The following is a 16424-nucleotide window of genomic DNA, read 5'->3' as shown; positions in this document are numbered from 1 at the left end:
AGCCTGCTCGCGAAAGCGGTAGTCCAGCCAATATGAATAGTGACTGATCCGACGCTATCGCGAGCAGGCTCGCTCCCACATTGGACGGGCTAAACCTTATCAAGCTTCTTCTCATGCGCCGTCACCTGCTGGCACAGCTCGATCATCTGCTCGCGCATCCAGCGGTTGGCCGGGTCCTGGTCGGTGCTTTCGTGCCAGTAGAGATGGGTTTCCACCGGCGGCACATCATTGACGGGCAACAGGAACGCATGCAGATCGTGGCGACGGGCGAAACGTTCGGGAACGGTCATGACCATGTCGGTCTGCTGGAGCACCTGGGAAGCCATCAGATAATGCTGCGAGCGCAGGGCGATCTTGCGCTGGATGCCCATCTTGCCCAATGCCAGGTCGACATAACCGAGGCCGTTGCGGCGGCTGGAGATATGTACATGGGTCTGCGCCAGGTAATCATCCAGGCTGAGTTTTTCCTTGCCCGCCAACGGGTGGCCCTTGCGCATGGCACACACGTAGCGATCTTCCATCAGCTTGACGTGGCGCACCTGCGGATCGGTATTGAGTGGAGCATCAACCGCGAAATCCAGGCGCCCGGCGGCCAGCTCCTTGGTGGTTTCCCGACGCTTGGACAGGAAACTCTCGATGGCCACGGTCGGCGCCAGGCGGCGCAGGCGCTGGAACAGCGGCGGCAGGATCACGCCCTCGGTGAGGTCGGTCATGCTGATGCGATAGGTCTTGACGGCTTGCAGCGGGTTGAAGATCCGGCTTTCCTGCACCGACACCCGGAGCAGCGACAGGGCGTTGCGCACTGGCCCGATAATATTCTGGGCCATCGGCGTGGGCACCATGCCTTGGGCAGTACGCACGAACAGCGGGTCGTTGAACGTCTCGCGCAAACGCGCCAGGGCATTGGACACCGCCGGTTGAGTGATGCCGACGATCTGCCCGGCCCGGGTCAGGTTGGCTTCGGTGTAGATCGCATCAAAGACAATGAAAAGGTTGAGGTCGACCTTGCTCAGATTCATGGCGCTGCACTCTTGTTCTTGGGCTTGTTGTGAGGTGCCGGAAGGCGATGCGAATCAGTGAACCATATATCGGTGATGAATGTTAATACACGCCGAGAATAGGTTAGGTAAATTTTCGTAGCTGAACTAGCATCGATTTCATGACCTAAAAACAACCTCTGCCAAGAAGGTGCTGCCCATGGATTTTGCCTACTCCCCCAAGGTTCAGGAACTGCGTGAGCGCGTCACGGCGTTCATGGATGCCTATGTCTACCCGGCCGAGGCCGTGTTCGAACGGCAAGTGGCTGAAGGCGACCGTTGGCAGCCGACTGCGATCATGGAGGAGCTCAAGGCCAAGGCCAAAGCCGAAGGGTTGTGGAATCTGTTCCTGCCCGAGTCCGAGTTGGGGGCCGGCCTGACCAACCTGGAATATGCACCGCTGGCGGAGATCATGGGGCGTTCGCTGCTGGGCCCGGAGCCGTTCAACTGTTCGGCGCCGGACACCGGTAACATGGAAGTGCTGGTGCGTTACGCCAACGAGGAACAAAAGCAGCGCTGGCTCGAACCGCTGCTGCGGGGCGAGATTCGTTCGGCCTTTGCCATGACCGAACCGGACGTTGCTTCGTCGGACGCCACCAACATGGCTGCCCGTGCCGAGCGTGACGGCGATCAATGGGTCATCAACGGCAAGAAATGGTGGACCTCAGGCGCCTGTGACCCACGCTGCAAGATCCTGATCTTCATGGGCCTGAGCAATCCCGACGCACCTCGTCACGCCCAGCACTCGATGATCCTGGTGCCGGTGGACACCCCCGGGGTAAAAATTGTCCGGCCGCTACCGGTGTTCGGCTATGACGATGCACCTCACGGCCACGCCGAAGTGCTGTTCGATAACGTGCGGGTGCCGTACGAAAACGTCTTGCTGGGCGAAGGACGCGGCTTTGAAATTGCCCAGGGTCGCCTCGGGCCGGGCCGGATTCACCACTGCATGCGCTCCATCGGCATGGCCGAGCGCGCATTGGAATTGATGTGCCAGCGCGCCATCAGTCGCACCGCGTTTGGCCAGCCGCTGGCGCGCCTGGGTGGCAACATCGACAAGATCGCCGACTCGCGAATGGAAATCGACATGGCGCGCCTGCTGACCTTGAAGGCGGCGTACATGATGGACACGGTCGGCAATAAAGTGGCCAAAAGCGAAATCGCCCAGATCAAGGTCGTCGCGCCGAACGTGGCCTTGAAAGTCATTGATAGGGCGATCCAGATCCACGGCGGGGCCGGGGTTTCCAACGATTTCCCGCTGGCCTACATGTATGCCATGCAGCGCACGCTGCGCCTGGCTGATGGTCCAGATGAGGTCCACCGGGCGGCTATCGGCAAGTTCGAGATCGGCAAGTATGTGCCGAAGGAGATGTTGCGTAGCGGGCGCTGAAGCTCGTTCACGCTGAGACTGCTATCGCGAGCAGGCTCGCTCCCACAGAGGTTCATCGGTGGACGCGTTATTTGCGCTCACCGCAAGCCCCTGTGGGAGCAAGCTTGCTCGCGATGGCGGCCTCCAGGTCAACGAATCAGCTCACTCCTTGACGCTCATATACTCCTCGGCCCAACGGATATATTCCTCGGGCTGGGTGTAGGTGTGGGTCAGTTCCGTGGCGCTGAGGTCTGACGCCTGGGTGAAGATCTGACGCTGTTCCCGCAGACTGTCGTAGGTAGCCTTGATCGCGGCGAAATACGCGCCGTGGCCGTCAATCGTGATCCTCACGCCCAGTTCAGCCAGGCGTTTATCGTCGCGCAGCAGCGGGTTGCCATAAGTCACGAGCATCAGCGGTACGTTCAGGTTCTCGCTGATTTGCTCCAGATGCTCGAAATCCTGCACGCCTACCATGCAAATGCCGTCCGCGCCGGCGCGCTCGTATTGCCGGGTGCGACTGATGATCTCCTGGACCGGCAGAATCCCCGCGTTCGTGCGGGCGACGATGGCCATTTCCGAGTCGACCCGCGCCTCCAGAGCCGCGCGAATCTTGCCGACGCCTTCGGCCACGCTGATCAGGTCGGTGGATTTGCGGCCAAATTGCGCCGGCAGCAAGGTGTCTTCAATCGTCAACGCCGCCACGCCGGCGCGTTCGAGCTCGATGATGGTACGCATCACGTTCAGTGCGTTGCCGTAGCCGTGGTCGGCGTCGGCGATCACCGGCAGTTGCGCGACACGTCCGATGCGGGTGGCCTGCTCGGCAAATTCGCTGAGGGTGATCAGGGCAAAATCCGGCGCGCCCAATACTTGCAGTGACGCCACCGAGCCTCCAAGGATGCCTACCTCGAAACCCAGGTCGGCGGCAATGCGCGCCGACATCGGATCGAACACTGAAGCTGTGTGGTAGCAATTTGTGGAAGCCAGCAATTGGCGGAAATTTCGACGCAAATCTTGATGGGAAAGCCTGGACATATGAGTTCCACCAATGGAATGGAAGGGCTTGAGCAAAAGTGTCAACGCCTAAGGATGGAAAGCTATCACGCGGGACGGCCAAGGATGATGACGAATTTACAGGGACAGGCTGGCCGAAGTCGATCCCGTGAGATATGGCAGGCGCCGCGCCGCTATGCCGCCACCGCCTGGCGATCCTGTTTGAACAGCAGCACGGCGCGCACCGTGTCACCCGGTTGTACTTGCAGGCGCTTGGCGGTCAGGCGATCGACCACCAGGCCCTGGCCGTGCAGGTGCCCCCGGGCGCTGGTGACGCGGCAGTTTTCCAGTCGCCTGTTATGAATCAGCCAGACCGGCGCCCGTTCGTCCGGGGTGCCTATGGTCAGCGTCAGCGACTGGCTGTCGCGGACGCTGCGGATGTTCGATACCGGCGCTTCGATCACCGGGCCGGCGTCGAAGATATCCACGTACCCTTTATGGGCAAAACCCTCATCGCCAAGGATCTTCAAGGCCGGCTCGGTGTTGGGGTGAGCCTTGCCGATCACGGCCTGGGCCTGTTCGGTGAGCAGGCAGGTGTACAGCGGTTGGCGGGGCATCAGCTCGGCGATGAAGGATTTGTTGCCCATGCTGGACAACTGGTCGGCGTGGCTGAAGTCCTTCTGGAAAAAGTGTCGTCCCAGGCTGTCCCAGAACGGCGAGCAACCTTGTTCATCGGCGTGGCCGCGTAATTCCGCGATCAGCTTATCGCCAAACAGCCCGGAAAACTCCGCCACGAACAGCAGGCGCGCCAGGGACAGCAGCCGCCCGTTATGGCCGCGACGGTGCTGGGGATGAAGAAACAACGAGCAGATTTCCGACTGCCCGGTCATCTCGTTACTGAGGAACAGCGTCGGAATATGCCGCTGGATGCCCAGCTCGGGCGCCGAGCTGACCGTGACCCCGAGCCGATAGTTGTACCAGGGCTCGCGCAGTCCGATTGCGCCAGTGAGAGCGCTGATACCCACTACCTGACGGTCGTCGTCTTCGAGCACGAACAGATAGTCGGCGTCCGCCCGTTCGACCTGTCCGGCGAAGGTGCGCTGGGCCCAGCGTACCCGGTGCGCCAGGCGCTCCTCGTTGGCCGGCAGGCTGGTGAACCCAGGGCCGGCGCAACGGGCGAGGTCCATCAATGCGGGCAAGTCGGTCAGGGCAACCGGGCGGACTACCACGAAGCGTCTCCTTCTACAAGCCGGGCGGGACGCTGCCGCACGATGCGCGATCGTATGCAGCTCATAAGCTGACCATCCGGATCCGGTCACCGTCGGCAACGTCTAGCGCTGCCAGCATGTCAGGGGACAGGCGCACGAAGCCTTCGGCGTCAAGGTCCAGGTCGGCGATGATGGCCCGGTAATTACCCAGGCCATCATTACTCACCAGGTAGCGCCCCGTGGCGTCAACCCGCTGGCTCGGACGCACGACGGCCGAGCGGCTATGAATGATCGAGCGGATGTTCGCGACCCGGGCATGCATCGTCGGCCCGCCGTCAAAGATGTCCACGTAATTATTGGTTTCGAAACCCTCGCGTTCGAGAATGTCGAAGGCTTCCTGGCCGTCGGGGTGGATCCGGCCGATACAAGCCTGGGCCTGGGGCGGCAACATAGGGACATAGATCGGGTATTGCGGCATCAGGTCAGCGAGAAAGGTCCGACTCTGCAGGCCGCACAGTCGTTCGGCTTCGGTGTAGGGCAGGTCGAAAAAGTGCTGGCCGATGGCATCCCAGAAGGGCGAATGGCCTTCCTCGCTGCTGTACCCGACGATCTCTGTGATCACCGAGTCGGCAAAGCGTTGGGGATGGGCGCCGATAAACATCAGCCGGGCGCGGGACAACAATTGCGATTGCGCCGTGTGCACGTGTGCGGCGTCGATATGAAAGCCGCGCAGCAGCGTCTGGCCATTCAGGTCCTGGCACAGCGACAGTGCCGGTACGCCATGCTGGATGTTCAATTCCCGGGACTCGCTGGAAAACGGCCGGTTGCGCAGGCTGTAGAACGGCCCGTCGCAACCGGTGGCCGCAACGATTTCCGAGCAGCCCAGCAGGCGGCCCGACCCCAGGTCCTGCAGGACAAAAAAGTAATTCTGGGCACCGGGGCGTTGCACGTCGGTTTCGAACGAGGCGCATGAGCTGAGGATCCTGTCCCGCAGGCGATCAGTGTCGTCGGGAAGCGAGGTGACGCCCACCAGGCTGTCGCGGGCCAGCTGCTGCAACTGCGGCAAATCGGTTAACTGAACTGGACGTAAAGCCAGCATGGATAACACTCCTGTTTCAAAGAGCCCGCCGAGAGGTGCCGGGCCTGACGATCACTGTCGATGTCCACGCGTTGAAGCTTGTAGCAGAGATTTGACACTGTCGCGTTACAGCAGCGGCGCGAGATAGGCACTCCAGGTCCGCACCGATTCGGGACTGCGCAACAGGTCGTTGCGTACTTCGATCAGCACCGAATCCAGGCCGCGGCCGTCGCCGTGGACTGGAACCGTCATGTCACTCAACGGGCTGACCTTATAGGGCTGATTGCCGGCGGCCCGCAGCGAATGGCGCGCCAACCCGTCGACGATGCGCTGGGCATATTCCCGGGCTTCGCCAAACAATACCCCGGTCTCAAGGGCCCGCGGCTGGCCGTAGAACACCGGGGTGAAACTGTGGATGCCGACCACTCGCACGCTCCGGTTGTCGGCCAGGCGTCGGTCGATCAGGGCGCGCAATTGATCATGGAATGGATGGAAGAGGTACCGTTGGCGATACGCGCGCGTAGCTTCATCCAAGGACTGGTTGCCAGGAATCTGGTAGATCTCGCTTTGCGCCGGAATGCTGTCGGCGACGTGAAGCGGACGGTTCAGGTCGATCAACAGCCTTGAATAGTTGGCCGACAGCAAGGTGGCGCCGAGGGTTTCGGACAGCCGCTCGGCCAGGGCCAGCGCACCGATGTCCCAGGCAATATGTTCCTGGGCGGCGGTTTCATCCAGGCCCAGGTCGTTCAGTGCATCAGGAATGTAGCGGCTGGCATGCTCGCAAACCAGCAACAATGGATGCTCGGAGTCTTCACGCAGCAACCGGAAAGCAGGCTTGGTATAGAGGCCCGATTCGGCACATTCAATGGATTCACGCATAGTGCTCACAAAGTTCGGCTGGTGACAGCGCCTGGGGCAAGGCGTCGGGCGGCGCCCGGCCATACAGGGCACATATGATCTTGTGTACCGAAAGCATCATAGCCAGGCATGGATCAGTGATCGGGTCTCTGAAGAGAGGCATCCGTGCTCCTTGCCGGGATGAGTGCTGGTTTCTTTTCTAGCGCCGAAAATAGTATTTGGGCAGCAGGTGCCGCGTGTCCAGAGGTTTTTACTTTCCGTTTAAAAAGCCTCAAGTCATGTAGAGGCCTTGTAGGGCAAGGGTTTGGTTGGAACGCCAATGTATGTCAGCTATCGCTCCCGTCTGTGTCAGACATACCGCCTTTTTGTCCGGGTTATTTGATTTCATATAAGGTGTTGTACAAGAAAATACGGGAGGGTTGCTGTGTTGAGCCGTCCGACAGCCTGAGTATCCAACGTGCAAGCCACTCGCCTGACCCTGATCTGCCATGCCCGCACCGCCGCCCAGAAAGATGCACGTTTCGGCTTGGACGAACCGCTGGACGCCGGCTGGCTGGCGACGCGTGCCGAGATCGGCCATGAATACCGGAACGTCCGCCGCCTGCTTTGCGGGCCAGAGCTGCGCACCCGCCAGACCGCGGCGCTGTTGGGCGACGATCCGCAGGTGGTCCAGGCGTTGGCCGATTGTGATTTCGGGCGTTGGCGCGGGATGTCTGTCGATGAGTTGCTCAAGACGGAGCCGGAATGCCTTCAAGCCTGGCGTGACGATCCGGACGCCGCGCCCCACGGCGGCGAGTCCGTCAGCGGGGTATGTCGCCGGGTCGACGACTGGCTGACGACGCTGCAACACACTCCGGGCCACTGGCTGGCCGTTACCCATCCGTTCGTGATTCGCGCTGCCCTGGTGAACGTACTGGGTTGCCCGCTGGGCATGTTCCACCGGATCGACATCGAATCGCTTTCCGTCACTGAGTTGCGTTTCAACGGGGTATGGCGATTTCGCACCCAGGGGCCTGGCCGGGAGCCGCAAGCATGAAGAGATTGTCGGTGATAGGCATCGGTGCCGGTGATCCCGATCACCTGACGATGCAAGCGGTGAAGGCCCTGAATCAGGTCGATGTGTTTTTCCTGATGGACAAAGGGCCCGGCAAGGACGCGCTGCTGGACCTGCGTCGCGACATCTGTCGCCGCTACATCACTGATCGCACCTACCGTTTTGTCGAAGCCGGCAGTCCCGAGCGCCAGCGCGAGGATCTGGACTACACGGCCAGTGTCGAGGCACTTAACCGGGCGAAGCAGGCAACGTTCGAAAGATTGATCAATGAGCAATTGTCTGACGGGCAGCGTGGCGGTTTCCTGGTGTGGGGCGACCCATCGCTGTACGACAGCACCCTGCGCATCCTGCAGGCGATCCTTGATTCGGGGCGCTGCGTCTTCGAGTTCGATGTCGTTCCGGGGATCACCAGCGTCCAGGCCCTCGCGGCGCGACACAAGGTGCCGTTGAACAGTATCGGCGGCTCGCTGGAGATCACCACGGGGCGCAGGCTGGCGGCGGGGCAGCTTGGCGATGCCGCGAGCACGGTGGTGATGCTTGATGCCGAGGATGCGTATCGCCAGGTCAGCGATCCTGATACGCAGATCTATTGGGGCGCCTACGTGGGAATGGCGGATGAATTGCTCATTGCCGGACGGCTGGGGGACGTGGCCGACGACATCGAACGCACCCGCAACGCGGCGCGACAGGCGAATGGGTGGATCATGGATACGTATTTGTTGCGCAAACCCTGATGGTGCGGATCAACCCGTGGCGAGGGAGCTTGCTTCCGCTCGACTGCGAAGCAGGCGCAAGACATTAGCCATCTTGTGCATCGGGGTTGCTGCGCAACCCAGCGGGAGCAAGCTCCCTCGCCACGGAGGACCTCGAAGACGTCGTCACCCTCGCCCAAACCGCTCCCGGTACACCGACGGCGCCAGCCCCACCACGTTGCGAAACGCTACCCGGAAACTCTCCACCGAACGATAGCCACACAGCTGGGCAATGTTGTCGGTGTTGTCTTGCGTGCTTTCCAGCAATTCCCGCGCCCGTGCCAGGCGCTCGTGTTGCAGCCAGGCCTTGGGCGACAGGCCGCAAGCCTGGGTGAAGCGACGCAGGAAGGTCCGTTCGCTCATGGCCGCGTGACTGGCCAGGTCGCGCACTCCCAGCGGCTCGTGGAGACGTTCCCGGGCCCATTGCATGACGCCGGACAAATCGCTGCGCGGCGTGCGGCTGACCGGCGAGGGAATGAACTGCGCCTGGCCACCGGTGCGCTGGGTCGGCATGACCAGCCGGCGCGCCACGGCATTGGCGACCTGGGCGCCGAAATCCCGCGCCACCAAGTGCAGGCAGGCATCGATGCCGGCCGCGCTGCCAGCCGACGTGATGATCTGGCCGGAGTCGACATAAAGTACGTCGGGATCGACTTCGATGGTCGGGTAGCTGTCGGCGAGTTCGTCGGTGTAGCGCCAATGCGTGGTGGCGCCCAAGCCGTCGAGCAGCCCGGTGGCCGCCAGGACAAAAGCCCCCGAGCAGATCGACAACAAGCGGGCGCCACGGGCATGGGCTCGTCGCAGGGCCTGGAGCAGGGCATCGGAGGGCGGTTCGCTGCGACTTCGCCAGCCCGGCACGATAATGGTTCGCGCGCTGTCGAGCAGCTCCATGCCGCCATCGGCCAATACCTGGAAGCCGCCCATGGCGCGCATCGGGCCGTCGTCGACAGCGACGATGCGGTGTTCATACCAGGGAAAATCAAACTCGGGCCGTGCCAGCCCGAATATCTCGACGGCGACGCCGAATTCGAACGTGCACAGCCCGTCGTAGGCGAGAATCGCGACGAGGCCAGGGGTAGGGTGCATTTGGCGGAAAATTCCCACAGAGTGTCTTGTACGCCACTGTAGCGGTTGGCGGCGGGTGGATAAAGTCTCTCCAAGCCCTTATCCGTCCCTGGAGTAAAACCGATGACCAGCCCTGTTCGCGAAGTGCCTGCCGCCCCGTCCGACATTGCCCTGCAGCATTTCAGTCGGCGCCTGATGTTCGAAACCGATTGTTCCGACGTACGTGCCAGCCAGGACGCCGCTGAGATCGATTTTGTCCTCGTTGATGTGCGCGGGCCGCAGGCCTACGCACGCGGGCACGTGCCGGGGGCGATCAACCTGCCGACCCGCACGCTGACCGCCGAGGCGCTTGCGGCCTATCCTAAGGCCACCCTGTTCGTGGTCTATTGCGCGGGGCCGCATTGCAACGGCGCCAACAAGGCTGCGGTGCGCCTGGCGACCCAGGGGTACCCGGTCAAGGAAATGATCGGTGGTGTCATGGGCTGGCTCGACGAAGGTTTCCGCCTGACCGGTTCCGTGGAGCGCGTGACGGAGCAGGCGGTCAGCTGCGATTGTTGAACGGTGCGTCCTCCTTGTGGTGAGAACAAGCTCCCTCGCCACAAGGGCTGATTGCTTTCGGTTTTGCAAATGCTTTCCATCTTTATAACTATTTGTCGCCTATACGCAATTCCGCTCCCGAGTGCCCCTCTAGACTCCCGCTCACTTCGGTTCTCGCTGACCGAACGCTGTTTCCGAATCTGCCCATAACGATCAAAAAAACCTGCGCACTCAGGAGCAAAAATGAAGAAGCTTGTCATGTTCGGTGCCCTGGCACTGTCCGTACTCTCCCTGTCGGCCGTGGCCGAAGACGCCAAGCCGATCCGCCTCGGGATCGAGGCCGGTTATCCACCTTTTTCGATGAAAACCCCTGATGGCAAGCTGACCGGCTTCGATGTGGATATCGGCGACGCGCTGTGCGCGCAGATGAAGGTCAAATGCACCTGGGTCGAGCAAGAGTTCGACGGGCTGATTCCGGCACTGAAGGTGAGGAAGATCGACGCGGTCCTGTCGTCGATGACCATCACTGATGACCGCAAGAAAAACGTCGACTTCACCATCAAGTACTACCACACCCCGGCGCGTTTCGTGATGAAGGAAGGTACGGACGTCAAGGACCCGCTGACCGAACTCAAGGGCAAGAAAGTCGGCGTGTTGCGCGCCAGTACCCATGACCGCTTCGCGACCGAAGTGCTGGTGCCGGCGGGAATCAACCTGGTGCGCTACAGCTCCCAGCAGGAAGCCAACCTGGACATGGTCGCCGGTCGCCTCGACGCCATGCTGGCCGACTCGGTCAACCTCGACGAAGGTTTCCTGAAAACCGCCGCCGGCAAAGGCTTTGCCTTCGTCGGGCCAACCTATGAAGACGCCAAGTATTTCGGCGGCGGCGCCGGCATCGCGGTGCGCAAGGGTGACAAGGCCCTGGCGGACCAGTTCAACGCCGCCATCAGCGAAATCCGCGCCAATGGCACCTACAAGAAAGTGCAGGACAAATATTTCGCTTTTGACGTCTATGGGCATTAATCGCTGAAGGAAACAGGTGGCCCGCCGCTGACCCGGCCGGCCACCTTTTTCATGGGCGATTGTTTTACCCTGAGCCTGTCGAGAACCGATATCTGGAGTGCCAATGCAACGCATCGACCATACCCTGCCGTGGAGCCACCTGGGCACGGAGCGCCGGCTCAGCGTGTTTCGTTTCGGCCATGGCCCGCGCAAGGCCTACATCCAGGCCAGCCTGCACGCCGATGAACTACCGGGCATGCGCACGGCATGGGAACTGAAACAGCGGCTCAGCGAACTTGAGTCCCGGGGCCTGCTCAAAGGCGTGATCGAACTGGTGCCGGTGGCCAATCCCATCGGCCTGGACCAGCATCTGCAGAGTGCCCACATGGGGCGTTTCGAGCTGGGCAGCGGGAAAAATTTCAACCGTTCCTTCGTCGAACTCAGTGCCCCGGTGGCGCAGCGCATCGGGGCTCGTCTGGGCGACGATCCGGCTGCCAACGTCACCTTGATCCGGCAAACCATGGCCGAGGTGCTCGACGAACTATCCGCGCCACCTTCGCAACTCGAAGCCATGCATCGGCTGTTGCTTCGCCATGCCTGCGACGCCGACGTCACTCTCGACCTGCACTGCGATTTCGAGGCCGCGATTCACTTGTACGCGTTGCCGCAACAATGGCCGCAGTGGCGCTCGCTGGCCGCGCGGCTGAGGGCCGGTGTGGCGTTGTTGTGCGAAGATTCCGGCGGCAGCTCGTTCGATGAGTCCTGTTCCACGCCCTGGTTGCGCCTGGCGAGGATCTTTCCGCAAGCGGCCATTCCGGCGGCCAACCTGGCGACGACGCTGGAACTGGGCAGCATGGGCGACACCCGGGTGGAGCAGGCCCGGGCCAATTGCGAGGCTATCCTTGGATTTCTCGCCGAACAGGGACTCATCGGCGGTGACTGGCCGGCCGCGCCGGCGCAATGCTGCGAGGGTTTTCCGTTCGAAGGCACCGAATACCTGTTTGCCCCGCACCATGGCGTGGTGAGCTTCCTGCGCGACGCTGGCGAGTGGGTGGAGCGGGGCGATGCTTTGTTCGAAGTGGTCGATCCGTTGAACGACCGAGTGACCACGGTCCGCGCCGGCACTAGCGGCGTATTGTTCGCCCTGGATCGCGGGCGCTATACCCAGCCGGGCATCTGGCAGGCGAAAGTCGCCGGGCGTGAGCCGATTCGGGCGGGGAAATTGATCAACGACTGATAAGTGCTGTCTACCTCACCGCACGGTCGTCACCGTGCGGTTATCCAATGCTGGAGGAAGACCGATGTTCAAAGCGTTCGCCCTGTTTCTGCTGCTGGTGTCTGCCGGAGCGCAGGCCCAACCGTCGCTGCATACCGACTTGCCACTCAACTACCTGGCCCGCGCCGATGAACAGGCCAGGAACCGGCCACTGGTGATTTTCCTGCACGGTTCGGGCAGCAACGAAGAAGACCTGCTGACGCTCGCCGACGAACTGCCCAAGCACTACAACTACCTTTCGGTGCGGGCACCCAAGTCGATGGAGCCGGGGCGCTACCAATGGTTTGCCAGGAAAGGCGAGGGCGCCTATGAAGGTGACACGTCAGACCTGAAGGCCAGCGGCCAGATGCTCCTGGAATTCATCGAGAAGGCTCGGGCCAAATACCCGACCGATGCGAGCAACGTCTATCTGGTGGGTTTCAGTCAAGGCGCGATGATGAGCTACGAGGTAGCCCTGAGACAACCCGAAGCCGTCGGCGGCATTGCCGCGATGGGCGGGCGAGTTCTTTCGGTGTTGCGCGCCGAACTGACGCCCGATGAATCGCGCCGGGATCTGGCGGTGTTCATAGGCCACGGCACGGTGGACCCGATCATTCCCTACCACGACGGCACCGACGCTGACACGTTCCTCAAGACCCTGGCCCTGGAACCGGAATTCCACGCGTATCCGGGGCTTGGTCACAACATCAGCGCGCAGGAGGTGAAGGACCTGCGGGCCTGGCTGGAGCGGCTCAACCCTTGATCCAGCCGGATCCCTGTGGGAGCGAGCCTGCTCGCGAATGCAGCAATGGGGTCCACCAGGCACACCGCACAGGCCCATCACTTCCCGCTGGCGATCTGCTTGACCAATGCCTCATGACCGGCCTGGTCGCTCGCCCTGGAGATGATCTGCACCACGGCCATGCGCGTGCCGGAAGCCCCTATCAGGGTAGTGTTCAACGTGGGCCCGCCACCTTGGGTGGCCCGGGTGTCGAGCTGGCGCAGGCCGAGGCCGGTGGCTTTCAGGGTCAGGCTCTTTTCCCCGAGGATCTTGGCATCCGGCAGGGCCTTGGTCTTCTGGACGGCGAAATCGGCGAAGGTCGTGTCCAGGAAGGCCGCGTCGTTATCGTTTACATTCGCCCCGTCGACCAGGGTGTTCTCCGCCGTGATCACCACCGTTTTGCGGGTGGCATTGCTGTACATCGTACCGCTCGCCCCGGCGGTTCCCTGCGCCACGTCCCCTGCGGACAAGGGCGTCGCCGTGAAGCCCGGGGGGAGGGTGAAGCTGAACTTGCCGCCCAGCAGCGAAACCTTCTGGGCCGGTGCTTGCGCCACGGGTTTCTTGGGCTGGGCGGCAAGGGCCGGGGATGCGACCAGGCTGGTGATCGCTGCCAGTAGCAGGGCGGCAGCTGGTTTACTCAGCAATGACATTAAAACGCTCCATGGGCTGGTTGGCTTGAAACTGGAACACGAGTCGTCCTTGTCGGTCATGGGTTCGATACGTTAACACCGACGGCACTGAAGCGCCGCGCCAGCGCCCGACGTTCGAAGTGCTCGGTAATGAAGTCGACAAAGACGCGGGTCTTGGCGGGCATCAGCGTACGACTCGGGTAATAGAGCGAGATCGCGCCAAGGTCGACATACCATTGCGGCAGCAGCCGCACCAGCTCGCCGCGCTCCAGCCAGGGCAAGACATCCGGCACCGTCAACAGCGCAACGCCCAGGCCCAGCAAGGCAGATTCACGCATCGCGACCGGATCGTTGAAGGTGATCGACTCCGGCAACGACACCGCGCACTCGAGCCCGGCGCTGTTGCGCATCATCGGTTGGCGCACACGGCCGGTCAGGCTTGAGCGCAGGACGATGTTAGCGTGATCGGCCAATTGCTCTGGATGCTGGGGCTGGGCATGAACGGCCAGGTACTGCGGGCTGGCGACGGCAATCAGGTGGGCTGGCGCCAAGGTCCGGGACACCACGCCGGGAGTCAATTTGAAACCGCCTCCAATCGCCGCGTCGAAACCCTCGGCAATCAAGTCGACCCGACGATTTTCGAAATGCCATTCCGGCCGGATCAGGGGATATCGACCGAGGAAAGCAGGCATTAACGGCAAGACGTGAGCCATGCCAAAGCTGGGGGAGAGGCTGACCCGCAACAGGCCGGCCGGCTCGCCACGTTCGGCGCTCACCGCGCCAATCGCAACCTGCAGGGCTTGAAGGTTGCCGCCGATGCTGGCGAGGAAATGTTCGCCGGTTTCGGTCAGGGAAAGCTTGCGGGTCGAACGCTGGAACAGGCGTACACCCAGGTTTCGCTCCAGCATCGCCACGTTGCGGCTGACGGCGGCGGGCGTCAGCGCCAGCAGCCTGGCGGCAGCGGAAAAACTGCCGGTCTCGGCACTGCGCACGAAACATTCGAGGTTGGCGAGGGTTTCCATTTGATGGGACCTGATAGTAATGCTTGAAGATAATTCAAGCCATTACCGACTAATCAGGGCGCAATGGCAAGCGCAATATGCACCTCAACGGCGGACATCACCGCACGGTTTTTCCAACCATTGAGGACATCACATGAACACCATCGGCATTATCGGCGCTGGCGCCATCGGCAGCGCATTCGCCCGGGCCCTGGCTCGCCAAGACATCAACGTGGTCATTTCCAACAGTCGCGGGCCGGAAAGCCTGACCGGGTTGGTCGCCGAACTGGGCCCGACCGTACGTGCCGGCACCGTGCAGGAAGCTGCCGCGCAACCCATGGTGCTGGTGGCCGTCAACTGGCAGAAGTTGCCGCAAGCCCTGGCAGGTTTGCCGGATTTCGCCGGGCGGATCGTGATCGACGCCAACAATGCCATCAAGGTGCCGGAATTCCAGGCCATCGATCTGCACGGGCGGACCTCCACCGAGGTGTTCAGCGAGTGGGTGCCCGGCGCACGGGTGGTCAAGGCATTCAACCACATGCTGGCGAAATTGCTCGAGGCTGATCCGGCGGCCGAGGGTGGCAAGCGTGTGCTGTTCCTGACCGGCGATGACCAACAGGCGCGTGTGGAAGTGGCCGGGTTGATCGAGCGGCTGGGATTCTTCGCCGTGGACCTCGGCCCGCTGAGCGCCGGAGCGCACCTGACGCAATTCCCTGGCGGCCCGTTGCCGGTGCTGAATCTGGTCAAGTTCGACTGAGCCCCACGCGGATCAAGGACGATCCCAGTAGGGCACTTCGCCGAAACACTCGAGGAAAAAATCGATCACCGTGCGCACTTTCACTGACAGGCGTCGGCTGCCGGGCCAGAGGATGGCGATTTGCTGGGGTTCGAGGCTGTTGGACGCTTCGTAATCGCCCAGGACCGGTACCAGCGTGCCGTTGCGCACGGCTTCGCCGATCAGCCATGACGGAAACATCACCAGGCCCAGGCCTTGTTCGGCGGCCTGGGTCAGGGTGTCGGCGTGGTTGCCGGTGATCGGCCCGCTCACGCTGTAGCGTATCCAGGCTTGACCTGGCTTGCGGAAAAACCAGCGCTGTTGCCCGGCTACGCCTTTGTAGGCCAGGCACTGATGGGCCGCCAGGTCTTCGGGTTTTTGTGGAGCGCCGTGGCGGGCCAGGTAGGCGGGGCTGGCCGCGATCTGGAAACGGTGTGGAGCGATGATCCGCGCCTGCATGCTCGAATCGTGCAACGAGCCGATGCGAAAGAGCAGATCGGCACCTTCCTGCAGCGGGTCGACGTAACTGTCGGTCTGCTGGAGATCCAACTGCAGCTTCGGGTAGCGCTCGCACAGTTGTCCCAGCCAGGGCGTCAGGTGGCGCTGTCCGAAGACTACCGGGGCGTTGATCCGCACGAGTCCGGCCGGTTCGCTGCGCTGTTCCTGCAAGGCTTGTTCGGCTTCCTCCAATTGCACCAGCAGCAAGCGTGCATGGTGCCCGAGCAGGCGGCCGGCTTCGGTGGGCGAAACGGCGCGGGTATGGCGATACAGCAACTGCTGGTTCAGCGCCTGCTCCATCAGTTGGATCTGCCGGGAAATCGATGAGGGCGCCAACCCCTCGCGCCGCGCGACTTCCGAGAAGCTGCCGTGATCGAGCACCGCGACGAACAATCGGAGTGCCTTGAAACCCAGTTCATCAAGACCGTGCATAGGAATCCGCTGTGCGTGTTACGCAAAAGAGTTGTCAGAATGCTCCCATTTATCGCACAACAGCGCCAGCCGATAATGCCCGTCGTTTCTTTTCAGGCAGGTT

At 62.0% G+C, this 16424-nt stretch carries 17 protein-coding genes; 8 read left to right on the top strand and 9 right to left on the bottom strand.

Annotated features, from left to right (window positions below; translation table 11 throughout):
* Positions 1–89 precede the first annotated feature (89 nt).
* Positions 90–1019, bottom strand: coding sequence for a LysR family transcriptional regulator (locus tag J3P97_RS17295; RefSeq protein WP_434573242.1), 930 nt, complete (start codon positions 1017–1019; stop codon positions 90–92).
* Positions 1020–1197: 178 nt separating this feature from the next.
* On the opposite strand from J3P97_RS17295, the gene J3P97_RS17290 reads away from it, so the two are divergent.
* Positions 1198–2427: an acyl-CoA dehydrogenase gene (locus tag J3P97_RS17290; protein ID WP_434601242.1), complete on the top strand. Its 1230-nt coding sequence runs from the start codon at positions 1198–1200 to the stop codon at positions 2425–2427.
* Between the two features lie 141 nt (positions 2428–2568).
* On the opposite strand, the gene J3P97_RS17285 is transcribed toward J3P97_RS17290, so the two are convergent.
* The 4 genes from J3P97_RS17285 to J3P97_RS17270 all read right to left on the bottom strand — a co-directional run bounded on the left by J3P97_RS17285 (position 2569) and on the right by J3P97_RS17270 (position 6561).
* Entirely contained in the window at positions 2569–3438 is an 870-nt protein-coding gene (locus J3P97_RS17285) for an isocitrate lyase/PEP mutase family protein (protein ID WP_434601241.1), read from the bottom strand.
* Positions 3439–3590: 152 nt separating this feature from the next.
* Positions 3591–4625 carry an arginine N-succinyltransferase gene (astA, locus tag J3P97_RS17280; protein WP_434573247.1) on the bottom strand — a complete coding sequence of 345 codons (1035 nt, stop codon included), beginning with the start codon at positions 4623–4625 and terminating at the stop codon, positions 3591–3593.
* Positions 4626–4686: 61 nt separating this feature from the next.
* Positions 4687–5703, bottom strand: coding sequence for an arginine N-succinyltransferase (locus tag J3P97_RS17275; RefSeq protein ID WP_434672365.1), 1017 nt, complete (start codon positions 5701–5703; stop codon positions 4687–4689).
* A 105-nt stretch (positions 5704–5808) separates the two neighbouring features.
* Positions 5809–6561, bottom strand: coding sequence for an N-formylglutamate amidohydrolase (locus tag J3P97_RS17270; RefSeq protein WP_434672364.1), 753 nt, complete (start codon positions 6559–6561; stop codon positions 5809–5811).
* A 436-nt stretch (positions 6562–6997) separates the two neighbouring features.
* Between J3P97_RS17270 and J3P97_RS17265 the strand changes: the two genes are divergently transcribed.
* The gene (locus J3P97_RS17265; protein WP_434672363.1) at positions 6998–7576 is read left to right on the top strand and encodes a histidine phosphatase family protein; all 579 of its coding nucleotides are present in this window, start codon (positions 6998–7000) and stop codon (positions 7574–7576) included.
* Positions 7573–8328 carry a precorrin-6A synthase (deacetylating) gene (gene cobF, locus J3P97_RS17260; RefSeq protein ID WP_434672362.1) on the top strand — a complete coding sequence of 252 codons (756 nt, stop codon included), beginning with the start codon at positions 7573–7575 and terminating at the stop codon, positions 8326–8328. The genes J3P97_RS17265 and cobF overlap by 4 nt, the downstream gene beginning before the upstream one ends.
* A 144-nt stretch (positions 8329–8472) precedes the next feature.
* On the opposite strand, the gene ftrA is transcribed toward cobF, so the two are convergent.
* Complete coding sequence (gene ftrA / locus J3P97_RS17255) at positions 8473–9432, bottom strand: transcriptional regulator FtrA (protein WP_434672361.1); 960 nt, start codon at positions 9430–9432, stop codon at positions 8473–8475.
* Between the two features lie 102 nt (positions 9433–9534).
* Here ftrA and J3P97_RS17250 point away from each other — a divergent pair, with 102 nt between their 5' ends.
* The 4 genes from J3P97_RS17250 (at position 9535) to J3P97_RS17235 (ending at position 12968) form a co-directional block, all read left to right on the top strand.
* A complete protein-coding gene (locus J3P97_RS17250) occupies positions 9535–9969 on the top strand; it encodes a rhodanese-like domain-containing protein (protein ID WP_434672360.1) in 435 nt (144 codons plus the stop codon).
* Between the two features lie 222 nt (positions 9970–10191).
* Positions 10192–10971, top strand: a complete 780-nt coding sequence (locus J3P97_RS17245) for an ABC transporter substrate-binding protein (RefSeq protein WP_434601234.1) — start codon at positions 10192–10194, stop codon at positions 10969–10971.
* 103 nt (positions 10972–11074) lie between these two features.
* Positions 11075–12187 (top strand): succinylglutamate desuccinylase/aspartoacylase family protein, encoded by a 1113-nt coding sequence (locus J3P97_RS17240; RefSeq protein WP_434672359.1) that lies wholly within the window; start codon positions 11075–11077, stop codon positions 12185–12187.
* A 64-nt stretch (positions 12188–12251) separates the two neighbouring features.
* Positions 12252–12968, top strand: coding sequence for an alpha/beta hydrolase (locus J3P97_RS17235; RefSeq protein ID WP_434672358.1), 717 nt, complete (start codon positions 12252–12254; stop codon positions 12966–12968).
* A 77-nt stretch (positions 12969–13045) separates the two neighbouring features.
* Here J3P97_RS17235 and J3P97_RS17230 read toward each other — a convergent pair whose 3' ends face one another.
* A complete protein-coding gene (locus tag J3P97_RS17230) occupies positions 13046–13636 on the bottom strand; it encodes a hypothetical protein (protein WP_434672357.1) in 591 nt (196 codons plus the stop codon).
* Positions 13637–13692: 56 nt separating this feature from the next.
* Complete coding sequence (locus J3P97_RS17225; RefSeq protein WP_434672356.1) at positions 13693–14637, bottom strand: LysR family transcriptional regulator; 945 nt, start codon at positions 14635–14637, stop codon at positions 13693–13695.
* A gap of 133 nt (positions 14638–14770) precedes the next feature.
* Here J3P97_RS17225 and J3P97_RS17220 point away from each other — a divergent pair, with 133 nt between their 5' ends.
* Positions 14771–15373, top strand: coding sequence for an NADPH-dependent F420 reductase (locus tag J3P97_RS17220; protein WP_434672355.1), 603 nt, complete (start codon positions 14771–14773; stop codon positions 15371–15373).
* Between the two features lie 12 nt (positions 15374–15385).
* Here the strand turns inward: J3P97_RS17220 and J3P97_RS17215 are convergent, their stop codons facing one another.
* Positions 15386–16321 carry a LysR family transcriptional regulator gene (locus tag J3P97_RS17215; protein ID WP_434672354.1) on the bottom strand — a complete coding sequence of 312 codons (936 nt, stop codon included), beginning with the start codon at positions 16319–16321 and terminating at the stop codon, positions 15386–15388.
* Positions 16322–16424 lie beyond the last annotated feature (103 nt).

Origin of the sequence: Pseudomonas sp. R1-15 (assembly GCF_051132085.1) — a bacterium.
Lineage (GTDB): Bacteria > Pseudomonadota > Gammaproteobacteria > Pseudomonadales > Pseudomonadaceae > Aquipseudomonas.
This window is presented reverse-complemented; position numbering and strand designations above follow the sequence as displayed.